Origin of the sequence: Corallococcus sp. AB011P (genome assembly GCF_003611605.1) — a bacterium.
Taxonomy (GTDB): Bacteria; Myxococcota; Myxococcia; order Myxococcales; family Myxococcaceae; genus Corallococcus; species Corallococcus coralloides.
In genome coordinates this window covers 34,271-54,809 of sequence record NZ_RAVX01000034.1, presented here as the reverse complement: position 1 = coordinate 54,809, position 20,539 = coordinate 34,271, and the positions used below count along the sequence as shown (strand labels likewise).

At 70.8% G+C, this 20,539-nt stretch carries 19 protein-coding genes; 11 read left to right on the top strand and 8 right to left on the bottom strand.

The features are described from left to right. The first annotated feature begins 68 nt into the window (after positions 1-68). Together D7X30_RS39940 and D7X30_RS39935 are read left to right on the top strand one after the other, a co-directional pair. Positions 69-1,433, top strand: a complete 1,365-nt coding sequence (locus D7X30_RS39940) for a pitrilysin family protein (RefSeq protein ID WP_120568230.1) — start codon at positions 69-71, stop codon at positions 1,431-1,433. Next, the gene (locus tag D7X30_RS39935; RefSeq protein WP_120568229.1) at positions 1,433-2,995 is read left to right on the top strand and encodes a pitrilysin family protein; all 1,563 of its coding nucleotides are present in this window, start codon (positions 1,433-1,435) and stop codon (positions 2,993-2,995) included. The genes D7X30_RS39940 and D7X30_RS39935 overlap by 1 nt, the downstream gene beginning before the upstream one ends. Before the next feature lie 22 nt (positions 2,996-3,017). On the opposite strand, the gene D7X30_RS39930 is transcribed toward D7X30_RS39935, so the two are convergent. Then, positions 3,018-4,031 carry a DUF3616 domain-containing protein gene (locus D7X30_RS39930; protein WP_120568228.1) on the bottom strand — a complete coding sequence of 338 codons (1,014 nt, stop codon included), beginning with the start codon at positions 4,029-4,031 and terminating at the stop codon, positions 3,018-3,020. 199 nt (positions 4,032-4,230) lie between these two features. Here D7X30_RS39930 and D7X30_RS39925 point away from each other — a divergent pair, with 199 nt between their 5' ends. Further along, the gene (locus D7X30_RS39925) at positions 4,231-6,105 is read left to right on the top strand and encodes an OmpA family protein (protein ID WP_120568227.1); all 1,875 of its coding nucleotides are present in this window, start codon (positions 4,231-4,233) and stop codon (positions 6,103-6,105) included. 56 nt (positions 6,106-6,161) lie between these two features. On the opposite strand, the gene D7X30_RS39920 is transcribed toward D7X30_RS39925, so the two are convergent. Beyond that, positions 6,162-6,632, bottom strand: a complete 471-nt coding sequence (locus D7X30_RS39920; RefSeq protein ID WP_120568226.1) for an FBP domain-containing protein — start codon at positions 6,630-6,632, stop codon at positions 6,162-6,164. Positions 6,633-6,767: 135 nt separating this feature from the next. Between D7X30_RS39920 and D7X30_RS39915 the strand changes: the two genes are divergently transcribed. From D7X30_RS39915 to trxA, 3 genes are all read left to right on the top strand, one after another. Beyond that, positions 6,768-7,457 (top strand): Ig-like domain-containing protein, encoded by a 690-nt coding sequence (locus tag D7X30_RS39915; protein ID WP_147443429.1) that lies wholly within the window; start codon positions 6,768-6,770, stop codon positions 7,455-7,457. 54 nt (positions 7,458-7,511) lie between these two features. Then, complete coding sequence (locus D7X30_RS39910) at positions 7,512-8,423, top strand: LysR family transcriptional regulator (RefSeq protein WP_120568224.1); 912 nt, start codon at positions 7,512-7,514, stop codon at positions 8,421-8,423. A 127-nt stretch (positions 8,424-8,550) separates the two neighbouring features. Then, entirely contained in the window at positions 8,551-8,877 is a 327-nt protein-coding gene (trxA, locus tag D7X30_RS39905) for a thioredoxin (RefSeq protein WP_120568223.1), read from the top strand. A 9-nt stretch (positions 8,878-8,886) separates the two neighbouring features. On the opposite strand, the gene D7X30_RS39900 is transcribed toward trxA, so the two are convergent. Next, positions 8,887-9,465: a TlpA disulfide reductase family protein gene (locus D7X30_RS39900; RefSeq protein WP_199724687.1), complete on the bottom strand. Its 579-nt coding sequence runs from the start codon at positions 9,463-9,465 to the stop codon at positions 8,887-8,889. Further along, positions 9,462-10,532 carry a CFI-box-CTERM domain-containing protein gene (locus tag D7X30_RS39895; protein ID WP_120568222.1) on the bottom strand — a complete coding sequence of 357 codons (1,071 nt, stop codon included), beginning with the start codon at positions 10,530-10,532 and terminating at the stop codon, positions 9,462-9,464. Before D7X30_RS39895 ends, D7X30_RS39900 begins: the two co-directional genes overlap by 4 nt. A 107-nt stretch (positions 10,533-10,639) precedes the next feature. Here D7X30_RS39895 and D7X30_RS39890 point away from each other — a divergent pair, with 107 nt between their 5' ends. The 3 genes from D7X30_RS39890 (at position 10,640) to D7X30_RS39880 (ending at position 12,715) form a co-directional block, all read left to right on the top strand. Then, positions 10,640-10,927 (top strand): hypothetical protein, encoded by a 288-nt coding sequence (locus D7X30_RS39890; RefSeq protein ID WP_120568221.1) that lies wholly within the window; start codon positions 10,640-10,642, stop codon positions 10,925-10,927. 129 nt (positions 10,928-11,056) lie between these two features. Then, positions 11,057-12,292, top strand: coding sequence for a S1C family serine protease (locus tag D7X30_RS39885; RefSeq protein WP_120568220.1), 1,236 nt, complete (start codon positions 11,057-11,059; stop codon positions 12,290-12,292). Positions 12,293-12,442: 150 nt separating this feature from the next. Beyond that, entirely contained in the window at positions 12,443-12,715 is a 273-nt protein-coding gene (locus D7X30_RS39880) for a vegetative protein (RefSeq protein ID WP_120568219.1), read from the top strand. A 38-nt stretch (positions 12,716-12,753) separates the two neighbouring features. On the opposite strand, the gene D7X30_RS39875 is transcribed toward D7X30_RS39880, so the two are convergent. Beyond that, entirely contained in the window at positions 12,754-13,494 is a 741-nt protein-coding gene (locus D7X30_RS39875; protein ID WP_120568218.1) for an RNA methyltransferase, read from the bottom strand. Between the two features lie 51 nt (positions 13,495-13,545). Here D7X30_RS39875 and D7X30_RS39870 point away from each other — a divergent pair, with 51 nt between their 5' ends. Together D7X30_RS39870 and D7X30_RS39865 are read left to right on the top strand one after the other, a co-directional pair. Then, positions 13,546-14,136 carry a hypothetical protein gene (locus D7X30_RS39870; protein ID WP_120568217.1) on the top strand — a complete coding sequence of 197 codons (591 nt, stop codon included), beginning with the start codon at positions 13,546-13,548 and terminating at the stop codon, positions 14,134-14,136. A gap of 78 nt (positions 14,137-14,214) precedes the next feature. Beyond that, a complete protein-coding gene (locus D7X30_RS39865; RefSeq protein WP_120568216.1) occupies positions 14,215-15,171 on the top strand; it encodes a phosphoribosylaminoimidazolesuccinocarboxamide synthase in 957 nt (318 codons plus the stop codon). 30 nt (positions 15,172-15,201) lie between these two features. Here D7X30_RS39865 and purB read toward each other — a convergent pair whose 3' ends face one another. The 3 genes from purB to D7X30_RS39850 are packed head-to-tail and all read right to left on the bottom strand — an operon-like array spanning position 15,202 to position 20,494. Next, complete coding sequence (gene purB / locus D7X30_RS39860; RefSeq protein ID WP_120568215.1) at positions 15,202-16,515, bottom strand: adenylosuccinate lyase; 1,314 nt, start codon at positions 16,513-16,515, stop codon at positions 15,202-15,204. Beyond that, positions 16,512-17,471 carry an ABC transporter substrate-binding protein gene (locus D7X30_RS39855; RefSeq protein WP_199724688.1) on the bottom strand — a complete coding sequence of 320 codons (960 nt, stop codon included), beginning with the start codon at positions 17,469-17,471 and terminating at the stop codon, positions 16,512-16,514. The genes purB and D7X30_RS39855 overlap by 4 nt, the downstream gene beginning before the upstream one ends. Beyond that, on the bottom strand, positions 17,471-20,494 hold the full coding sequence (locus tag D7X30_RS39850; protein ID WP_120568214.1) for an SUMF1/EgtB/PvdO family nonheme iron enzyme: 3,024 nt from the start codon (positions 20,492-20,494) through the stop codon (positions 17,471-17,473). Before D7X30_RS39850 ends, D7X30_RS39855 begins: the two co-directional genes overlap by 1 nt. Positions 20,495-20,539: the final 45 nt, after the last annotated feature.

Below are 20,539 nucleotides of genomic sequence, written 5' to 3'. Positions count from 1 at the left end.
AGCCACCCACCCAAGGCCTGGCTCCGGCGTAACGTCCCGCGCGTCCCCAGCACCGAAAGGGTCCGCGCATGCGCCGCCTGTTGCCCCTCCTGCTGCTGCTCCTGATGCCGGTGCTCCCGGCGTCCGCGCAGCAGCCTCCTGACGACACCCGCTTCTTCCCCTACACGCTGAACACCACGGTCCTGCCCAACGGGCTCACCGTGGTGCGCGTGCCGTTCAACTCGCCCGGCATCGTCGCGTACGTCACCGCCGTGCGCGTGGGCTCGCGCAACGAGGTGGAGCCCGGCCGCACCGGCTTCGCCCACTTCTTCGAACACATGATGTTCAAGGGGACGAAGGCGAACCCGGAGGGCCAGCGCGAGCGCATCCTCGGCGGCTTCGGCTTCGACGACAACGCGTTCACCACCGACGACATCACCGTGTACCAGGTGTACGGCCCCACCGCCGGCCTGGAGAAGCTCATCGCGCTGGAGGCCGACCGCTTCCAGAACCTGGAGTACTCCGAGCCGGCCTTCCAGACGGAGGCGCTCGCCGTCCTGGGCGAGTACCACAAGAACGCCGCGGGCCCGGACCTCAAGCTGGAGGAGGCCCTGGCGAAAACGGCCTTCACCCGCCACACGTATCAACACACCACGCTGGGCTTCTACGAAGACATCAAGGCCATGCCCCAGGCGTACGCGTACAGCCGCTCGTTCTTCGAGCGCTGGTACACGCCCGCCAACACCACCCTCTTCATCGTCGGTGACTTCAACGACGCGCAGGTCGTCTCCCAGGTGACCAAGGCCTACGGAGGATGGCAGCGCCAGCCCACCAGCGTCATCATCCCCACCGAGCCTCCGCAGACGAAGCAGCGCACCGTCCACGTGGACTGGCCGCAGCCCACGCAGCCGCGCCACGTGCTCGCGTGGCACACGCCCGCCGCCCGCGCGGACACGCCCGACGCCGCCATCCAATCCATCCTCGCCGAGTACCTCGTGGGCGACACCAGCCCCGCGTACAAGGAGCTGGTGCTGGAGAAGCAGTACGTCGAGTCGCTGAACGTCTACACCACGCCGCACCGCGACCCGTACCTGTTCCCCATCGACGCCACCTTGCAGGACGAGAAGTTCCGCGCCGACGTGGACGCCGTGCTGCGCCGCGAGGTGACGGCCCTGTCCGGCGGCCCGGTGGACGCCGTGCGCCTGAAGGCCATCCAGGACCACCTGCGCTACGGCCTGCTGATGGACCTGGAGACGCCGCGCGACGTGGCCATCGACCTGGCCCTCTACGCGGGCGTGATGGGCCGCCCCGACGCGCTCGCCAGCTACCTGAAACAGCTGGGCAGCGTGACGCCCCAGCAGCTCACCCTGTTCGCGAGGAAGTACCTCGAGGACAAGAACCTCACCGTCCTCACCCTCACCCCCAAGGCCGTCGCCGCCGGAGGGACGCCGTGATGAAGACCCGCGCTACCGTGTCGCTCGTCCTGGCCGCCGCGCTGTCGCTCGCCGCCTGCGCCCACCACCCCAAGCCCCCCACGCCGCAGCCCGAACCGGGCACCGTGCCCCCGGTGCCGCTGAACGAGCCGCCGCCGATGCACCTCGTGGTGCAGGCCCGGGCGGACACGCCCATCGTCAGCCTGCGGCTCGTCTTCCACACGGGCTCCATCGACGACCCGAAGGGCAAGGAGGGCCTCACCGCCCTCACCGCGAAGCTGATGGCGGAGGGCGGCACGCAGCAGCTCACCGCCGCGCAGCTGCTGGAAGCGCTCTACCCCATGGCCGCCGAGCTCAAGGTCGTCACCGACAAGGAGATGACCACCCTCTCCGGCCGCGTCCACCAGGACTTCCTGCCCTCGTTCCTGCTGCTCTTCACGGACACGCTGCTCCAGCCGCGCTTCGACCCCGCGGAGTTCGAGCGCCTGCGCGCCAACGCGCTCAATGCCGTGCGCAACGGCCTGCGCAGTGAAGACGACGAGACGCTCGGCAAGGTGGGCCTGGACGCGCTCATCTACGCGGGGCACCCGTACGCCCACTACACCGGCGGCACCGTGCAGGGGCTCCAGTCCCTCACGCTGGAGGACGTGAAGGCGCACGCGCGCCGCGTCTTCACGCAGGACCGGCTCGTCATCGGGCTCGCGGGTCCGGTGGACGCGAACCTCCAGCAGACCATGACCTCGCGCCTGAGCGCGCTGCCCGCCAAGGGCGCGCCCCGGGTGGAGCTGCCCACCGTGAAGTCCTCCGCGGGGAGCACGCTCATCCTCCAGAAGCCCACGCTCTCCACCGCCGTGAGCATGGGCTTCGTCACGCCGATGCGCCGGGGCGACCCGGACTTCTTCCCCGTGGCGTTCGCGCTGTCGAACCTGGGCGAGCACCGCCAGTTCATCGGCGTGCTCTTCAACGAGCTTCGCGAGCAGCGCGGCCTCAACTACGGCGACTATGCCTATGCCGAGCACTTCATCGAGGACCGGGGCAACGGCACCTTCAACCGCACCAACCTGGTGCGCACCCAGCAGGACGTGTCCATCTGGCTGCGCCCCGTGGTGCCCGCCAACGGAGTGTTCGCCACCCGCGGCGCGGTGTTCTTCCTGGAGCGCATGTCGAAGGAGCCCCTCACCCCGGAGCGCTTCAACCTGGTGCGCGGCTTCCTCCAGGGCTACACGCGCCTGTGGGAGCAGACCGACCAGCGGCGGCTGGGCTTCGCCATCGACTCGCTCTACTACGGCACGCCCGACTTCCTGGACGCCTACCGCTCCGCGCTGACGACGATGACGCCGGAGTCCGTGCAGGCCGCCGTCAAACGGCAGCTCTCCCCGGAGAAGCTGGCGCTCGTGTACGTCACGGAGGACGCGCAGGGGCTGGCGGAGAAGCTGAAGTCCGGCGCGCCTTCGCCCATCACCTACGCGTCGCCCAAGCCGCCGGAGCTGCTCAAGCTGGATGAGCTCATCATCCAGCAGAAGCTGCCGGTGCGCCCGGACGCCGTCCAGATCGTCCCGGCGTCGGGGTTCATGGAGCGCTGACGCCCGCGCTCCTTTCCGGCGCTCAGGGGCTTTCCGGCAACGCCGTCCACACGCCGCGGAAGCGCTTGAGCGCCGGATCCTTCTGGCGCTTGCACTCCACGCCGTCCACCTGCACGGTGCCGTCGTCGCTGAGCAGCAGGATGTCCTCCGACGTGTCGGGCGTGAAGAACGCCTCCGGGTTCACGCCCGACAGGTCCACCGACGTCACCGGCACCGGCGCATCGTCTCCGCCCCTCCAGGTGAACAGCCGCGACTTCGCCTCGGAGGCGGTGGCCCCCGCCATGATGAGGTAGCGCCCCCGCCATGACGACAGCGAGCGGATGCCCAGCCCCCCCAACTCCAGCAGCCGAGGCTCACCGAAGCGCGCGGGGGCGCCGTCGCGAACCACCGCCTCCGGGTTCAGGAGCGGCACCACCAGCGCCCTGCCTTGCGTCAGCGGGCTGCGGAAACCAATCAGCATCCCGGGCGCGTCCAGCATCGCCGTCATGCCTTCGATGTTGAGCCCACCGGGCTCCTTGGGCGGCAGCGGCTCCGCCTGCGCGAGCCCATACGGCGCGAGCCGGGCGTCCGCGAGCAGGTCCTCCAAGAGCTGCGTGTACGGCTGCCCGACGAGCTGCACGTGCTCGGGGTCCTCCACGCCGGTGGCGAAGAAGCGCAGGCGCGCGGGCTGCTTCTTGCCGGCGCTGTTGCGGCCGTGCGACGTGAGCCAGAAGGCCAGGTTGCCCAGCCGCGAGCCCGCTTCGATGTCCGTCTCCGGCGGCTTCTTCTTCACCGGCAAATCGAGCGACGGCGTCAGGTCCACCGTGCGCAGCGGACGGCCTCCCTTCCGCGCATCGTAGACGCGCAGGATGTTGTCCTCGTCGTCCGCTACTACGAACAGGCCCTGGCCCAGCTCCACCGCGCCGGACGCGTCACAGCTTCCTTCGAAGACGACCGTGTTCGCGGGCGCGGCGGGCAGCGCATCACGCCGCACGTTCGCCTCGCGGGTGCCACAGCCCGCCACCAGGACACATCCCCACAGGAGCCACCGTTTCATGGCCCTTCTTCTCGCTGCTCACACCGCGTCACGCGCGCCGGGAAACCGGAGGCCCTCCGCGAAATGTGTCTTAAGCAACACGACACACCACGGATCCGACGGGCTCGGGATTTGTAGAAATGGCATGAGGCTGTAGCTCACGCACCCAGGGGATGGGGTTTTCTTCCGGTGGCTTGAGGTGGGTGCTAAGAGCCTCAGGATGCAATGCCCCGACTCCGAACCTTCGTGGAGCCGGTCCGCGTGCGGCGCGGCCCTGCGACTCGCGGTCCTGGGCCTGCTGCTCACCACGGCAGCGGCCCACGCTCAGCCTGACCCCTTCTCCCGAGGCTTCGACGCCGTCCCGGTGAAGCCGACCGCCGCGCAGTCCAGCGGCATTGGCCTGGAAGGCGCCACCGTGGAACCGGTGGGCAGCTACCGGGGCGCGCTGCTCTTCGACTTCAACTGGCGCATCCTCGCGCTGAAGCTGGGTGACGAGAAGAAGGGGGACCTGCTGCCGTACCGGCTGGACGCGCACCTGCTGTTCTCCTACCAGCTGCTGGAGCGGTTGGAGTTGGGCGTGGACCTGCCCGTCACGCTCCTGCAGGGCGACAACTTCTCGCTCTTGGGGGACGCGCTGAACTCGCCGGACTTCCCCGGCGCCGCGGGCGTCAGCGGTACCACGCTGGGCGACATCCGCGTGCTGCCGCGCGTGAGCCTGCTGAATCCGGACCGCTTCCCGGTGGGGCTCGCGCTGGTGGCGGAGGTGCGGCTGCCCACCGGCAGCGCGCAGAGCTTCACGGGTGAGAGCGGCGTGGTGTTCGCCCCGCGCCTGGCCGTGGAGAAGAAGCTGGGGCCCGTGCGCGTGCTGGGCAACGCGGGCGTGCTGGTGCGCCCCGCGGCGCAGTACCTCAACCTGCGCGTGGACGACGAGCTGACGCTGGGCGCGGGCGGCATCGTGGACCTGCCGGACATCAGCCGGCTGCGCGAGGTGAAGGCCACCGCGGAAATGCACCTGCGCACGCCGCTGGCGCGCCCCTTCAACTTCGACCAGGCGGATTCGCTCAAGTCGCCGTGGGAGGTGTTGGTTGGCGCCCGCGCCAAGGTGTGGGGCGACTGGGGCGTGGAGCTGGACGTGGGCCGCGGCCTCAACGTCACCACCGGCTACGGCCGTGAGGCCCTGCGGGTCATGCTGGCGCTGCGCTACGACAAGACCTTCAAGGACGAGGGCCCGGACTCCGACGGCGACGGCGTGCCCGACGTGCGCGACCGCTGCCCCACACAGCCCGAGGACAAGGACGACTTCGAGGACTTCGACGGCTGCCCGGATCCGGACAACGACGGCGACGGCGTGGCGGACGGCGAGGACGCGTGCCCCAACAAGCCCGGCCCGAAGGAGAACAAGGGCTGCCCGGTGGAGCCGGACAAGGACACCGACGGCGACGGCGTCATGGACCCGCTGGACAAGTGCCCCCTGGTTCCCGGCCTGAAGGACTTCGACGGCTGCCCGGACACGGACTTCGACGAGATTCCGGACGGCGAGGACGACTGCCCCGACGTGGCCGGCCCGCCGGAGAACAACGGCTGCCCGTACGACGCTCCGCCCTACGTGGTGGTGGAGTCGGACCGCATCCGCATCAAGGGCAACATCCTCTTCGAGACGGGCTCCGCGGTCATCCAGAAGCAGTCGTACCCGCTGCTGGACGAGGTGGCGACGGTGCTCACCAAGAACCCGACGCTGGGGCCCGTGCAGATTGAAGGGCACACGGACAACAAGGGTTCGCGTGCGCTCAACATGGACCTGTCCAACCGGCGCGCGAGGTCGGTGCTCGAGTACCTGACGAAGAAGGGCATCGACCGCAAGCGCCTCACGTCGCAGGGCTTCGGGTTCGACCGGCCCATCGCCACCAACGACACGGCGCTCGGCCGCGCGAAGAACCGGCGCGTGGACTTCAAGCTCGTCAAATCGGAGATTGAATCCGGCCCGAAGGAGACCATCGTCCCCCACGGCCAGCCGCCGCCGCCCGGCACCGAGCCGGTTCCCGGACCGGGTGCGCCTCCCGCGCCTGGCACCGGCACGCCGGCCGGCAAGAAGTAACGCGGTCCGTTGGGACGGCCCGGCACCAGGGCCGTCCCCATGCCGAGCGCGCCGCCTTACGCTTCCGAGCCAGGCTCCAGCCCCAGCGCTTCGCTCGCGAAGCGCGCCATGCGCTCCATCAGCCGCGCCTTGTCGTCCAGGTCGCTGCGACCGGACCGGTCCGACATGGCCTCCAACCGCTCACCGCAGCGCAGGTCCAGGCAGACGTACACGCCCACCCGGCGCTTCGAATCCACATCCGTGGTGAGCATGCCAATCTCCGCATCGGTGGACGTCCGGCACCAGTCACACATCTTGGGCGACAGGGTCGGGTCCCCCTGCTGATCCCTGCGGAAGGCGATGCCCGTGGGCTGCTTGCTCCCCGGCGCGACGAACACGAGGAAGACGCGCACCCCGTACGGATCCACCCACGAAAGGTAGTCCCGCACGAAGAGCGGGAGCTGGGTGCCCTTGGGCAGTTCGACGTGCTTGCGATCCCTGGAGCGGAAGGCTCGCAGCAACTCTTTCTCTGACTCGATTCGGAACATGGCGTGCTCCTGCCGTACTGCCTTCAAGAACATCCTGAACGTGCGTCAGCCTGATTTTGTCCAACCCTTGCGGACACTGGGTTGAAATCACCACCGCATGCCAGCTTGGCGGTCACTCGCGTTCCGAGGACCCCCATGCACCTTTCCCTACGGATCCTGTTGCCCCTGCTGGTCATCGGGTTGGGAGGCATCGCTTGTGGCGATGATGCCTCCCCCACCCCCAACCAACCGCCCACCGTGAGCGACACCATCTCCGCGCCCACGGCCCTTGTCGCGGGAACGACCGGCACCCTGACCATCACCGCGAGCGATCCAGACGGTGACCCGCTGACCTACACGTGGACGCAGGTCGCCCCCGGCATCCAGGGCACCTGGATGGGCGGCACCACTGGTGAGAGCGCGCAGTGGTACTCGCCCGTCGTGGGCGAGCAGACCGCGTTCACGTTCCACGTGAGCGTCTCGGATGGCGTGAACCCGCCCGTGGTGCGGACCGTCACCCTGCCCGTGTCGGTGCCCCGCTATGGCGCGGACGTCCAGTCGCTGTGGAGCTCCGGGCAGTGCACGAACTGCCACGGCAAGGCCGGCAACCTGAGCCTTGCTCCCATCAGCAGCCACGCGAGCCTGGTCAACGTCACCGCAAAGGCCTGCGGCACCCTCCAGCGCGTCATGCCCGGCGACCCGGACAACTCGGCGCTCGTGCGGAAGATGGAGGGCACGGCGTGCGGAGACCGCATGCCCACGGGCAAGCCGGAGTACTTCGACCAGCACCCGGGCCTGAACGTCCTGGTCCGCTCGTGGATCCTCGCGGGCGCGGCCAACGACTGACGAGAGGACACGGCGGGCTCGCACCCGTTCCAACCGGGGCATAGGCTCGCGGTCGTGGCCGCGAACCCGCCCCTGCTGGACGACATGGTCCTCTTCGCGGAGGTGGTGGCGACGGCCAGCATCACCTCCGCGGCGGAGCGCCTGGGCCTGCGCAAGTCCACGGTGAGCCGCCGACTGGCCGCCCTGGAGGAGCGCCTGGGCATCCGGCTGCTCGAGCGCAACACGCGCAGGCTCCGCCTCACGGAGGCAGGCCGCGAGTACCACGCGCATTGCGCGCGGCTCGTCGCCGAGGCCCGCGAGGTGAACGCGGCGGTGAGCGAATCCCGAGGCACGCCCCAGGGCACGCTGCGCATCGCCACCCTGTCGCTGCTGGGCGAGCTGCTCACGCCCGTCATCGCGGAGCTGCTGCTGCACCATCCCCGGCTGCGCGTGGAGGTGTCGCTCGCGCAGACGCACGTGGACCTCATCGCGGAGGAGTACGACCTGGCGCTGCGCACCGGGCCGCTCGCGGACTCATCCCTGATGGCGCGCAGGCTCGGGCGCCTGCGCACGGGCTACTACGCCAGCCCGCACTACCTCAGCCGCCACGGCACGCCCCGGACGCCCGAAGCGCTGACGACCCACGAGTGCATCCTCCTGGCCGAGTCCGGCACCGACGAGGTGTGGTTCTTCGGCGAAGGCCGGAGCGCGCGCACCGTGCCGGTGACGGGCCGCCTGCGCGTGCCGAGCGAGCGCGCGGGCCAGGCGGCGGCACGAGCGGGACTGGGCATCGTGCGGCTCGCGGCGTCACTGGTGGCGGACGACGTGCGCGCGGGACTGCTCATCCCCGTGCTGGAGGCGGACACGCCCCCGGGCCTGCCCATCTTCGCCGTCTACCCGAGCAGCCGGCAGCTGCCCCTCAAGGTGCGCGCCTTCCTGAAGCTGCTGTCCGCGCGCGGCGCCGCGCTCCCATGGCAGGAGGAATAGGGGGCTCCTGGCGGAACAATGCGTCCCGCCCGGGGCGCTCGTCGCCGTTGCTGGCCGCGATTACATCCCGTGTGCACGAGGCGCGGATGCCCCTGAGGCGCGCGCCCTTCACACAAGGATGGGCCCCATGGCTGGCGACGTCATCGAGCTGGGAGACGCGGAGTTCCAACGCGAGGTGCTGGAGTCGGAGGAGCCGGTGCTGGTGGACTTCACCGCCACCTGGTGCCCGCCGTGCCGGGTCCTCGCGCCGGTCATCGACTCGCTGGCCGCCGAGTACAAGGGCCGGATGAAGATGGCCAAGCTCAACGTGGACGACCACCCGAGGACGCCCGAGCAGTACGGCATACGCGCCATGCCCACCCTGCTGTTCTTCAAGGGCGGGAAGGTGGTGAAGCAGGTCGTGGGCGCCGTGCCCAGGGCGAAGCTGGAGGAGGCCGTGCGCCAGGTGCTCTGACGCCCGGCGCTAGCGCTTGAGCGCGCGCTCGATGCGGCGGCGCAGGCCGTCCTCGGACAGCATGCCGCGCTGCGCGTCGATGACCTTGCCGTCGCGGTCCAGGAAGTAGAGCGTGGGCAGCGCATTCACCTGGAATGCGCGCGCCATGTCGTCATCCGCGTAGACGACGTACGGCCGCAGATCCGGCTGGAAGCGCTGGAGGAAGTAGTCCACCTCCTGCGACGCCGTCGAGCCCTCGTCCCGGCTGGCCGCCACGAAGACGAGCCCCTGGGATTCGTACTCCTTGGCCAGCTTCACCAGGGACGGCATCTCCTCGCGGCACGGCGGACACCACGTGGCCCAGAAGTCGAGCATCACCACGCTCCCCTTCAGGTCCGACAGCGCGAGCGAGCCGCCCTCGTGCTTCGTCAGCTGGAAGGCCGGCGGCGACGCCCCGTCCGGCACCAGCCGCGCCCGCTGCGCCTCGCGCACGCCCAGGAACGCCAGCGCCGCCAGCCCCAGCACCGCCACCACGGACAGCGCCGTCTTGGCCTTGTCCCCGCGCGCGCCTGGCGGCGGCGTCCCTTCCGTCCCAGCCTGCTGTGTCATCCGCGTTCCTTCCGTGTCAGGCGGCCGTGCACCCGCGTCAGGGCCCAGCGCACCCCGGCCCGAACCCGCGGCCGGCGCACCACCCACGCCGCCAGCGGAGGGCCCCAGTAATAGTACCCGTCGATGAACCCCTGGCCGAGCCGGCTCTTCCGGAGCACGTCGTCGCGGAAGGCCCGGAAGGCCACCAGCTCCGGCGCGCCCTCGCCAAAGGCCGCCGTCACCACGAAGCACGACGACGCGGGGCTCACCCACATCAGCTTGCCGTTGGTGAGGTTCACCACGACCTTCAATTCCCGCTGCTCCGTGTAGAGGAAGGCCAGCAGGTCTCGCCGCGCGGCCGGGAACTCCTGTCCGCCCGCCTCCTCGAAGTCGATGCGCGTGCCGACGGTGCTGCCCACTTCATCCACCGTGAAGCGGTAGCGCTTGGAGCTGCGCCGGTGCTCCACCTCCAGCCCCTTCAATTCGCCGAAGTAGGCCAGGAAGGGCACGCGGCACGCCGGGCAGACGAAGCGGTGGTAGGCGTGCGTCGGGACGAAGGCGTAGTCCCCCAAGCGCTTGCAGCCCGTGTTGGGGCACACCAGCTTCACGGTCGCCTGGGCCGCGTTGCGCGGGTCGTAGCGCGACAGGCCCGAGCCCTTGTCGAACACCGGCGGCGGCCGGGACGGCTGGCCCACCATCTGACGCGTGGGATGCGCGGCGCGCTCCAGTTCCTGGGCCTTTCGCCACGCCAGCTCCGCCGCCTCCAGCCGGCCGTCCGCGGTGTGCACCAGCGCCTCCGCGTGCGCGCGCAGGGCCGCCACCAGCCGGTCCACCAGCGGCGACACCGCCGGCTCGCGCGCCACCGCGAAGGCCTCCGCCAGCACCCGCTCCATCTCCGGCAAGAGCGCCTGGGCCGCCTTGCGCGACGGGTCCTCCGCCCGCCGGTACACCGGGGGCTCCGGAAGTTTCGCGAACAACGCCGAGGCCTGGGCCCGCACGCGCTCCAGCGCAGCGTCCCCCCGCCCCACGTCCAATCCCGCCGCCCGCGTCTGGGCGGCCCTGATGAGTTCTTCGGGCTGCAAGCGCATGGACCTTAAGGGCCCCCAGGCCCCCTGTCAGCGACTGAGGAGCGACAGGTCAGGAAACTCGCCAAGTGCCCCGGGCCGATGTAAGACGACGTAGGAGGATGTGAATCATGGGCGTGTTGAAGTTCCTGGTCTGGACGACCTGCGCGGTGGGTCTGGGCGTCTTCCTGGCGCGGGGCAACGTGGACGGCCGTTCCCCCCTGGAGCACATGGAGCGCACCTGGAAGCGCACGGTGAACCCTTCCACCCTGGACAAGGTGAAGGGCAGCGTGGGGGACGCCCTGGAGGACGCGAAGGGCGCCGTGTCCCAGAAGTCCGCCAACGCGGCGGGCCCGCGCGAGCGCATCACCGCCGAGGACCGGGCGGCCATCAACGACATCATCGCCAAGAAGAAGTAGGCGCCGCGGCAGGTGACGCCTCCCCGCGGGGCCGGTTGCTGATCGCCGGCCTCCCCCTTCCACCCGCCCCACCCCGTGCCTAGGTTGCGCCGGGGCATTGGGTTGGATGGTGGTGGGAAGGCGGGGCCCATGGGTTGGACGCGGTTCGGGGGCGGCATCAGGGTGGCGGTGCTGGCGTGCGCGCTGGGGACAGCGAGCAGCGCCGGGGCCCGCACGCCCGGGAAGTTGTGGCTGGAGGCGCAGAACCGCGCCGTCTCCCGGCAGCACTCCAACCTCAGTGACGTGGCCCGCAAGGCGATGCCGGCCGTGGTGTCCATCACCACGCGCCAGGACCTCGCGGAGGTGGCTCCGGGCGAGGAGCCCCAGCGCGGCATCGGGTCCGGCTTCATCATCCATCCGGACGGATACATCCTCACCAGCGCGCACGTGGTGGACGGGGCCTCGGAGGTCACCATCTCCATCCGCAGCGCCAACGGCTACGTGGAGGAGTTCCCCGCCACGGTGGTGGGCGAGGACGAGCGCACGGACTGCGCGCTCCTCAAGGTGGACGCGCCCCGGAAGCTGCCGGTGCTGAAGCTCGCGTCCGCGTCCCACGTGGGCATCGCGGACTGGGTGGTCGTCATTGGAAACCCGTTCGGCCTGGCGCACTCCGTGACGGTGGGCGTGGTGAGCTACGTGGGCCGCACGGACGTGACACCCAACGGCCGCGACGGCGACTTCGACTACCTGCAGATGGACGCCTCCATCAACCCGGGCAACTCCGGCGGGCCGGTGTTGGACCTGCACGGCGACGTGGTGGCGGTGGCCAACGCCGTCAACGTGTCCGGCCAGGGCATCGGGTTCGCCATCCCCATCGACATCGCGAAGACGGTGATTCCGCAGCTCAAGGCCCACGGGCGCATGCGCCGCGGGTGGATGGGCATCAGCGTGCAGGACTTCTCCCCGGAGGTGGCGCAGGCCTTCAACCTGAACCCGCGCGGCCGGGGCGTGGTGGTGACGGACGTGGTGGAGGACGGCCCCGCGGCCCGCGCGGGCCTGCGCACCGGGGACGTCATCCTGAACATGGACCGGCTGTCCGTGGCGCGGGCGCACACGCTGCGCTGGCAGGTGGCCGCGCGCGGCGTGGGCCAGAACATCCGGCTGCAGCTGCGCCGGCTGGGCCGCCCCATGACGCTGAAGGTGAAGCTGGAGGACCTGCCCCTGGTGGAGTCGCCGCCGTCCACGCTCGCCTCGGGTGGCACGCCGGGCGAGCGCACCGCCGGGGCCCGCTCCGTGCTGGAGGAGCTGCTCTCCCCGGTGCCGCGCACCCAATCCGGACGGTCCGGCGGCATTCCCAAGGCCGAGGACGGCCTGGCTGCCCCCTGACGGATGGGGCCTTCAGGGCCCTGGCGGGGCTCCAGGCTCCTTGCGTTCCGCGAAACCCGGCGATACACCGTCCGCCTTCACATCGTGGCGGATCCACCCACAGGTGGCGTCACGGGTCTTCAAGCATCGTTTCGCAGGAGAATCCGTACCATGGCCGAGGCCACCCAGACGACGAAGCTCACCCATTGGCCGCGCACCGCCAAGGGCGGCGGCAAGAAGGCGTGCACCGTGGAGGGCTGCAAGCGCCCCTACCGCGCCAAGAGCTACTGCTTCTTCCACTTCAAGAAGTGGCGCCAGGGCGAGCTGCCCCACACGCGCTACCGCGTGTGCTCCAAGCCGGAGTGCCGCGCCAAGGTCGGCCCCAAGGCCGGCCTGTGCGAGAAGCACTTCGCCGAGACCTACAAGAAGGAAGCGGCGGCTTAAGTCGCCTCAGGCTGTTCGCGTGGCGCCGGCCCCCCGCCTCACTCGCGGGAGGTCCCCGGCGCCACCGCGCGGCCCAGATGATTGAAGGCGTTGAGCCAAAGCTCCGCCTCTCGCTGGGTCAGCCGCGCACGCATCAACGTCCGCTCCAGTTCGTGCAGCACGTGCTGCGGCGCCTCCGGGTTGAGGAAGTCCGCCGCCAGCATCGCCGCGCGCATGCGCCCGCTCAGCGCGTTGAGCGTCCCCAGCCGCGCGCCGGCCTCCTCCTCCTGAGGCAGCACGGGCGCCGACGTGAGCCCCTGCCGGTGGCAGAGGTACAGGAGCACCGCGGAGGACTGCGCCAGGTTCATGGACGGCTGCACGTCCGACGTGGGGATGACGAGCAGGTCCTGGCAGTGGGTGAGGTCCTCGTCGGACAGCCCGCGCTGCTCCCCTCCGAACAGAATCGCCACCCGCCCCCGCGTGCTCTCCTCCGCCAGCCGCCGCGCCGCGTCCTCCGGCGTCAGGGGCGCGCGCTTCACCACCTGGGTGCGCGACGTGGTGCCTACCACGTACACGCAGTCCTCCAGGGCCTCCGCCAGGGTGGGTGCCACGCGCATGCCCGAAAGGATGTGGCCGCTCTTCACGGCCATCCTCTCCGCCAGGCTGAAGTCCTGGACCACGGGTTCGGAGAGGATGAGACGTTCGAAACCGAAGTTCGCCATGACCCGGCAGACAGCCCCGAGGTTGTCGGGTGAACGGGTCTGATGAAGGACGACAGTCAGCTCCGCACCTGGTCGCATGCCCCGGAGTTTAGCTGGTGGTGCGTCGGCGTGATCGGTATATTCCCGTTGATGCGTCGCTGGGTCCCTGGCCTGCTCCTGTCGCTGTCCCTGCTCACCACCGCGTGCGACGGCACGGGTGCGCCCGTGCGCTCCTCGCTCACGGCGCGGCAGGCGCTGAGCAGCTCGCCAGAGGTGGTGGAGTTCGAGTCCCCGGCCATCCGCCTGGAGCTCTTCCGGGACATCGCCCGCCAGTCGGAGATGCAGGCCGGGCAGTCCGCGCAGGGCGTGGCGCTCTTCCCCATCATCCAGGGCAACGAGTTCGTCGCGGCGCCGGGCTTCGAGCCCCGCGCGGACCTGCTCCAGCCGCCGGACGCGGGCAGCGGCCTCCAGTTCGTCTTCGACGCGCGGACGGGCGACCGTTGGCCGGAGGACCGGAGGGAGAGCCTGCAGGGCCTGTCGGAGCGCGAGGCCGCGGAGCTGGTGGCGCGCACGCTGCTGGCGCTGTGGGGCATCCAGCCGGAGGGCGCGGTGCGGGTGGACCGGGCCGCGGGCGCGCCGTACGCGGTCGCCTACGTGGACGGCATCCTGCGCATCAACCCGGCGTTCCTCTACCTGGCAACGGCCTACGGTCCTGCTTCCATGACGGCGGGCCTCCAGTAGAGTCGCGCGCCTCATGAGCTGGCCCCGCTCCCGCCGCCTTCCGGCGGTCAGTGGCCGGGGCCGCGAGGCGCCTCCGACGTGAACACCTCCGCCCTCCACGCGCAACTCACCCACACGCTTCGCCAGACGGACCTGCCGTCGCTCGGCACGCCCTACAAGGGCAAGGTTCGCGACACGTACCGCAAGGGCGACACGCTCATCCTCGTGACGAGCGACCGCCTCTCCGCGTTCGACCACGTGCTCACCACCATCCCCTTCAAGGGCGAGGTGCTCAACCGCCTGGCGGCCTTCTGGTTCGACCGCACGAAGCACATCGTCCCCAACCACGTGCTGGACGTGCCGGACGCGAACGTCACCGTGGCGCGCGCCTGCCAGCCCTTCTCCGTGGAGGTGGTGGTGCGCGGCTACCTCACGGGCAGCCTGTGGCGCGACTACGAGAAGGGCACGCACACCGCCTACGGGGTGCCCTTCGCGGAAGGCCTGCGCAAGGACAGCGCGTTCGAAGCGCCCATCCTCACGCCGTCCACCAAGGCCGAGTACGGCAAGCACGACGAGCCCATCTCCGAGGCGGAGATTCTTTCGCGCGGGCTGGCCACGCCGCGCGACTGGGCCCGCATCACGGAGGCCGCCCGGGGCCTGTTCCAGGAGGGCCAGAAGTGGGCGCGCACGCGCGGCCTCATCCTGGTGGATACGAAGTACGAGTTCGGGAAGGTGGGCGACGAGCTCTTCGTCATCGACGAGATGCACACCCCGGACTCCAGCCGCTACTGGGTGGCGGACGAGTACGAGGCGAGATTCGCCAAGGGCGAGGACCAGAAGATGTTGGACAAGGAGAACATCCGCCAGTGGCTCATCCGCGAGCGGAACTTCTCCGGCCACGGCGCGCTGCCCGCCATCCCGGACGACGTGCGCGTGGACCTGGCCACCAAGTACGTGGCCGCCTACGAGCGCATCACCGGCACGCCCCTGGTGCTGACGCCCGGGGACGTGCACTCGCGCATCGAAGAGCACCTGCGGGCGAAGGGCTACCTGTAAGCCCCTCGCCCGTCACGGCCGCGCGGGCTTTCAGCTGGCGCGGCCGAAGACGCGCTGGAACACCGCGTCCATCTGGCGCGTGTGGTAGCCCGGGGAGAAGCAGTCGGAGACCTCCTCGGGCGTCATCATCTTGAGCAGGTCCGCGTCGTTCAGCAGGGCCTGCCGGAAGTCCACGCCCTCCTCGAACATCTTCATCGCGTTGCGCTGGACGACGACGTACGCGGCCTGCCGGTCCATGCCCTTGCGCGCGAGCTCCAGCAGCAGGCGCTGCGAGTTCACCACGCCGCCCAGCAGGTCCAGGTTCTTCTTCATCTGCTCCGGGTAGACGCGCATGTTCTCCACCAGGCCCGCGAAGCGGTGGAGCATGAAGTCCAAGAGGATGGTGGCGTCCGGCCCAATCACGCGCTCCACCGACGAGTGCGAGATGTCCCGCTCGTGCCACAGCGCCACGTCCTCCATGGCGCTCACCGCGTAGCCGCGCAGCAGGCGCGCCAGGCCCGTGAGGTTCTCCGACAGGATGGGGTTGCGCTTGTGCGGCATGGCGCTGCTGCCCTTCTGTCCCGGCGTGAAGGGCTCCTCCGCCTCGCGCACCTCCGTGCGCTGGAGGTGGCGGATTTCGACGGCGAACTTCTCCAGGCTCGCGCCCACCAGGGCGATGGCGGTGAAGAACTCCGCGTGCCGGTCGCGCTGCACCACCTGGCTGGAGGCGGGCGCGGGCGTGAGGCCCAGCTTCTGACAGACGTGCTCCTCCACGGACGGCGGCAGGTGCGCGAACGTGCCCACCGCGCCGGAAATCTTCCCCACGGCGATGGTGTCTCGCGCGTGCTGGAGGCGCGTGCGGCCCCGGCGCAGCTCGTCGTACCAGATGGCCAGCTTGTGCCCGAAGGTGATGGGCTCCGCGTGGATGCCGTGGCTGCGGCCCATCTGCAGCGTGTGCTTGTGCTCGAAGGCGCGCTTCTCCACCGCGGCCATCACGCGGTCCATGCCCTTCAGGAGCAGGTCCACGGAGTCGCGCAGGGTGAGGCCCAGCGACGTGTCCAGCACGTCCGAGGACGTCATGCCCAGGTGCAGCCAGCGGGCGCTGGGGCCCACGCGCTCCTCCACGAAGGTGAGGAAGGCGATGACGTCGTGCTTGGTGGTGCGCTCAATCTCCTCGATGCGCGCGGCGTCCGCTTCGGTGAAGTCACCGGCGCGGGCGAGGCAGTCCGCCAGCGCGTCCTTGGGGGCGAGGCCTTGCGCGACCATGCCCTCCAGCGCGGCGAGCTCCACGTCGCGCCAGCGGCGGTAGCGGGCGACGTCGGACCAGAGGGAGGCCATTTCGGGACGGCTGTAGCGTGGAATCACTCGTAGACCTTCACGGCAAAGTCCCGGCGCGCCGCGAACCGGAGCACTTCCAGCGCGACGTCACAGGACGGACCTGACTTCTTCGCGGCGGTGAGGTTGAACGAGAGGTCCAGGCCTTCGGGCCGCGCCACCGCCAGCGCGCCGGGGTCGACCTTCTCGAGGACGATTCTGTTCGCCAGCCTTCCCGCCTGCTGACCGAGCGCCAGCGGGGCCGGCGCGAGGGCCAGCGTCGCGCCCTCCTTCACCTGGCTGGCCGTGAGCGCCACCAGCGGCACCTTGCGAGAGGCACTGAAGGCGATGAGCGCCTGGACGACGGATGCGTTGCCCACGGTCTTGTCCGCAACCATCAAGAGGCCGTCCACCTTCCCCGCCGCGCCCTCCAGCACCTCGCCCGCGCGCTCCTGCGCTTCCACGGCCAGCGGGACGATGGTGAGCCCCAGGCCAGCGCCAACGGAGCGGGCCTGCGCCACCGCGCCCGCCGAGGAGCGCGGGTCATGCAGGATGCCCACGCGCTTCGCGCCGGGAGCCACGGCCTTGAGCGCGGCCAGCTCCGGCCCGAAGTCGCTGGTGAGCGCGATGCCGGTGACGTTGGGCGCTTCCAGGCCGTACTTCTCGTGGTACGGCACCATGGCGAAGAGCACGGGCACGTCCTCGCCCAGCGAGCGGCGCGCGGCGTTGGCGGCCAGCGGCCCCAGGGCGAGCACCAGCGCGGGCTTCTGCGCGGCCAGCGTCTTGAAGACGCGCGCGGCCTCGGCGGGGCTTTCCTCCAGGGTCAGCTCGGTAACGTCCGCGCGAGCCTCGGACGTGAAGCCGGCGAGGAAGGAGGCGTACGGCGCCAGGCTCGAGGACTTCACGGCCACCACGCGGGGCCGGGCGGGACTTCGCGATGGAGCCTGCGCGAGGGCGACGACGGGCAGGAGGAGCGTGAGGAGCGCGAACCTCCGGAGCGTCGTCATCACGGCGCGGTCTGGCAGCAGCGGAAGCCCACGTCCGCGGACTTCAGCGCCGGGGCGCCCCGGCGGCGCGCGGAGCACCGGGCGGTGTCTCCGGCCGTGTCGAAGGAACCGCCCTTGATGAGCAGCTCCTCGGAGTTGGGGAATTTGGAGGCGGTCCACTCGGCGATGTTGCCGGAGAGGTCCGCCACGCCGTAGCCCGAGCGGCAGGACTGATGGGCCCCTGAGTGCGCCAGGGTGCGCGTCGCGGCCGCATCCGTCGTGCCGGTGTTGCAGGCCGACTGGGCCTGCTCGTCGCCGGAGGAGAAGCGCGCGTTGCCAGGGCCCTTGCAGGCCTTCTCCCACTCTTCCTCCGAGCACAGCCGCTTGCCGAGTCCTTCACAGGCGGCCTTCGCGTCGAGCCACGTCGCGGAGACGCGGGGCTTCCTGCCGGCCTGGTTGGGGAACTCGTATTCGTCGACGCAGAACGATTCCACCATGACGCTGCCCATGGGCATTTCATCGGTGGAGCCGGCTGCCTGCAGGTCCTCCGGGGACGAGCCCTTCTTGAAGCTGCCGCCGCTCACCAGGCGCATGCCGGCCGGACAGGAGCCCGTGGCCAGGATGCCGTCCCCCGCGGCGGCGGGCCCCGGCGTAGCGGGCATGGTGCTGTTCTTCGCGGCCTGGGCCTGGCGCAGGCGCAGGTAGAGGTAGCCCCCGCCCGCGCCCAGCACGACGCCGGCCACCGCGAGGATGATCATCCACATCATCGAGCTGGGGCCGGAGCGGGCCGGCTTCGCCTGCGTGGCCCGCGTCGTGGGGAGCGTGTGCAGGCCGGAGGTCGAGGGCGGCAGCCGGCGCGCCGAGGAGCGCACGCCCGACACTTCCGGCGGGGGCTCGCCCTTGCGTGAGCGGCCGCTCGTGGAGTTCTCGCCGTGAACGCCAGAAGCGCGGACCGCGCCCTGGGCCGCCGAGGCTCGCGGGGCGCGGGGACTCGACGGCTCCGAGCCGCGCGAGTTCACCGAAGACACCGCGCCCGAGGCCCGCGAGTTGCGGCCACCGCGGCTGGAGGAACGGGACTCCGAGGGCTCATCGTCGTCGGAGCTCCGGCCGGACCGTGACTCCGTGGCGGATGCATCCGCGTTGCGATGGCTGGGCCGGCTGTCGGAGGACACCTCGCCGCCGCGACCGGAGCGTCCGCCGCCCGACGAGGCTTCACCGCGACCGGAGCGCTCGTCGCTCAGCGAGGCTTCACCGCGACCGTTGGAGCGCCCGTCGCTGGACGTTTCGCCCCGCCCACTGGAGCGTGCATCGCTGGATGCTGCTTCACCACGACCGTTGGAGCGCCCGTCGCTGGATGCTTCGCCACGACCGTTGGAGCGAAGGTCGCCGGACGAGGCTTCACCGCGACCGTTAGAGCGCCCGTCGCTGGACGCTTCACCCCGGCCGTTGGAGCGAAGGTCGCCCGATGAGGCTTCACCGCGACCGGAGCGTCCCTCACCCGCGGCGACTTCACCCCGACCGTTGGAGCGCCCGTCACTGGAGGAGGCCTCACCGCCGCCACGGGCCGAGGACCGCGCCTCAGCCGCGCCCTCCGCGGAGCGGGCGCCGCGAGGATCCGCCGGGAACGACGGCTCCTCCGCCTTCGCGAAGATGCGCATCACCGGCTCGGCGGCCTTGGCCGGAGCCGCGCGCGGTTCATCCGCCGGGCGCGAGGCCCCACGGACTTCCTGCTGCGTCGCCGAGTCGGGGGCCTGCCCCAGGAGCCGAGGGTCCTGCGCCGCCGCCTCCGCGCCCTTGCGGCCCGCCGGCGCCACCGCACGCATCTCCTGCTGCGTCGCCGCGTCGGACACGGAGCGCGCTTCCGGCCCCGTGATGTAGTCCAGCGCCTGCGCGTTCGAACCCAGGATGGCCGCCAGCGTCGCCGCGTCCAGCGGCTGCGTCGCATCCGGCGGAGGCGCGTCGTCCACCGCCGGGAGGGGCGCGGCCGGCGTGGGCGCGCTCGCCACCGGCATCATGCCCGTGGGCACCGGCGGCAGCGGCTTGTTCGCCGCGCGCGCGGCCACCGCGGATGGCGGCAGCGCGCCCGACGCGGGCACCGCGCGCTGCCTCGACGCCGCGGCCGGGTGCCGCTGTACCAGCGCCGCGAACTCCGCGTGCAGCTCACCGCCCGACTTCGGACGGGCCAGCGGGTTCACGTTGAGCGCGCGCCGGTAGAGGGACTCGAACGCGGGCGGCAGGTCCGGATGCCGCACCGACACCTCGGGCACGCCGCCGTCCTCCGGCAGGAGGCCCGTCACCATCTCCCCCATCAACACGCCCAGCGAGTACACGTCCATGCGCGTGTCCAGCTCCGCGCCATTCACGTACTCAGGGGCGATGTACGCCGCCGCCCGGTGCCCCTTCTGCGCCTGCACGAAGGGCAGGTGCGGCACCGCGAGCCCCAGCCCGTAGTCCGACACCTTCAACATGTCCGGCAGGACGAAGACGTTCTCCGGCTTCACGTCCGAGTGCGGCCCGAAGCGGTGCGCCCCGTCCAGCGCCGCCGCCATCTGCGCCAGCAGCGGCTCCACTTCCTTCAGCGTGAACAGCTGCCCCTTCGCCGCGCGCTGCTCCATCATCCGGCGCAGCGACAGCCCTTCCAGCAGCTGCATGGTGAAGAAGGGCCGGTCCCCGTCCACGCCCTCCTCGTACACGCGCACCAGGTTGGGGTGGTTGAGCTTCTTGCCCACCCGCATGGACAGCGCGAACTGCGTGCGCTCCTCCGGCTGCTGCACCAGCCGGGGCTGGATGACCTTCAGCGCCACCTCCACGTCGATGGCCTGGTCCTGCGCGCGGAAGACGAAGCCCAGAGGCCCCGCCCCAACAACTTCCTGGATGGCGTAGCGGTCCGCGACGACGTCGCCCGGCTTGTACGGCGCGCCCTCGGCGCCCTTGCGGCGCGCCGCCCCCGCCGCCTGACGCGCGGCCGCGTCGAACTTCTGGCCACACGTGGCGCAGGTTTCACTCGTATCGGGGACATGGCTGCCGCAGCGGTAGCAGAGCAAAGCAGTGAAACTCCAGAACAGGGCCGCGGGGGGGCGGCCTCCCCG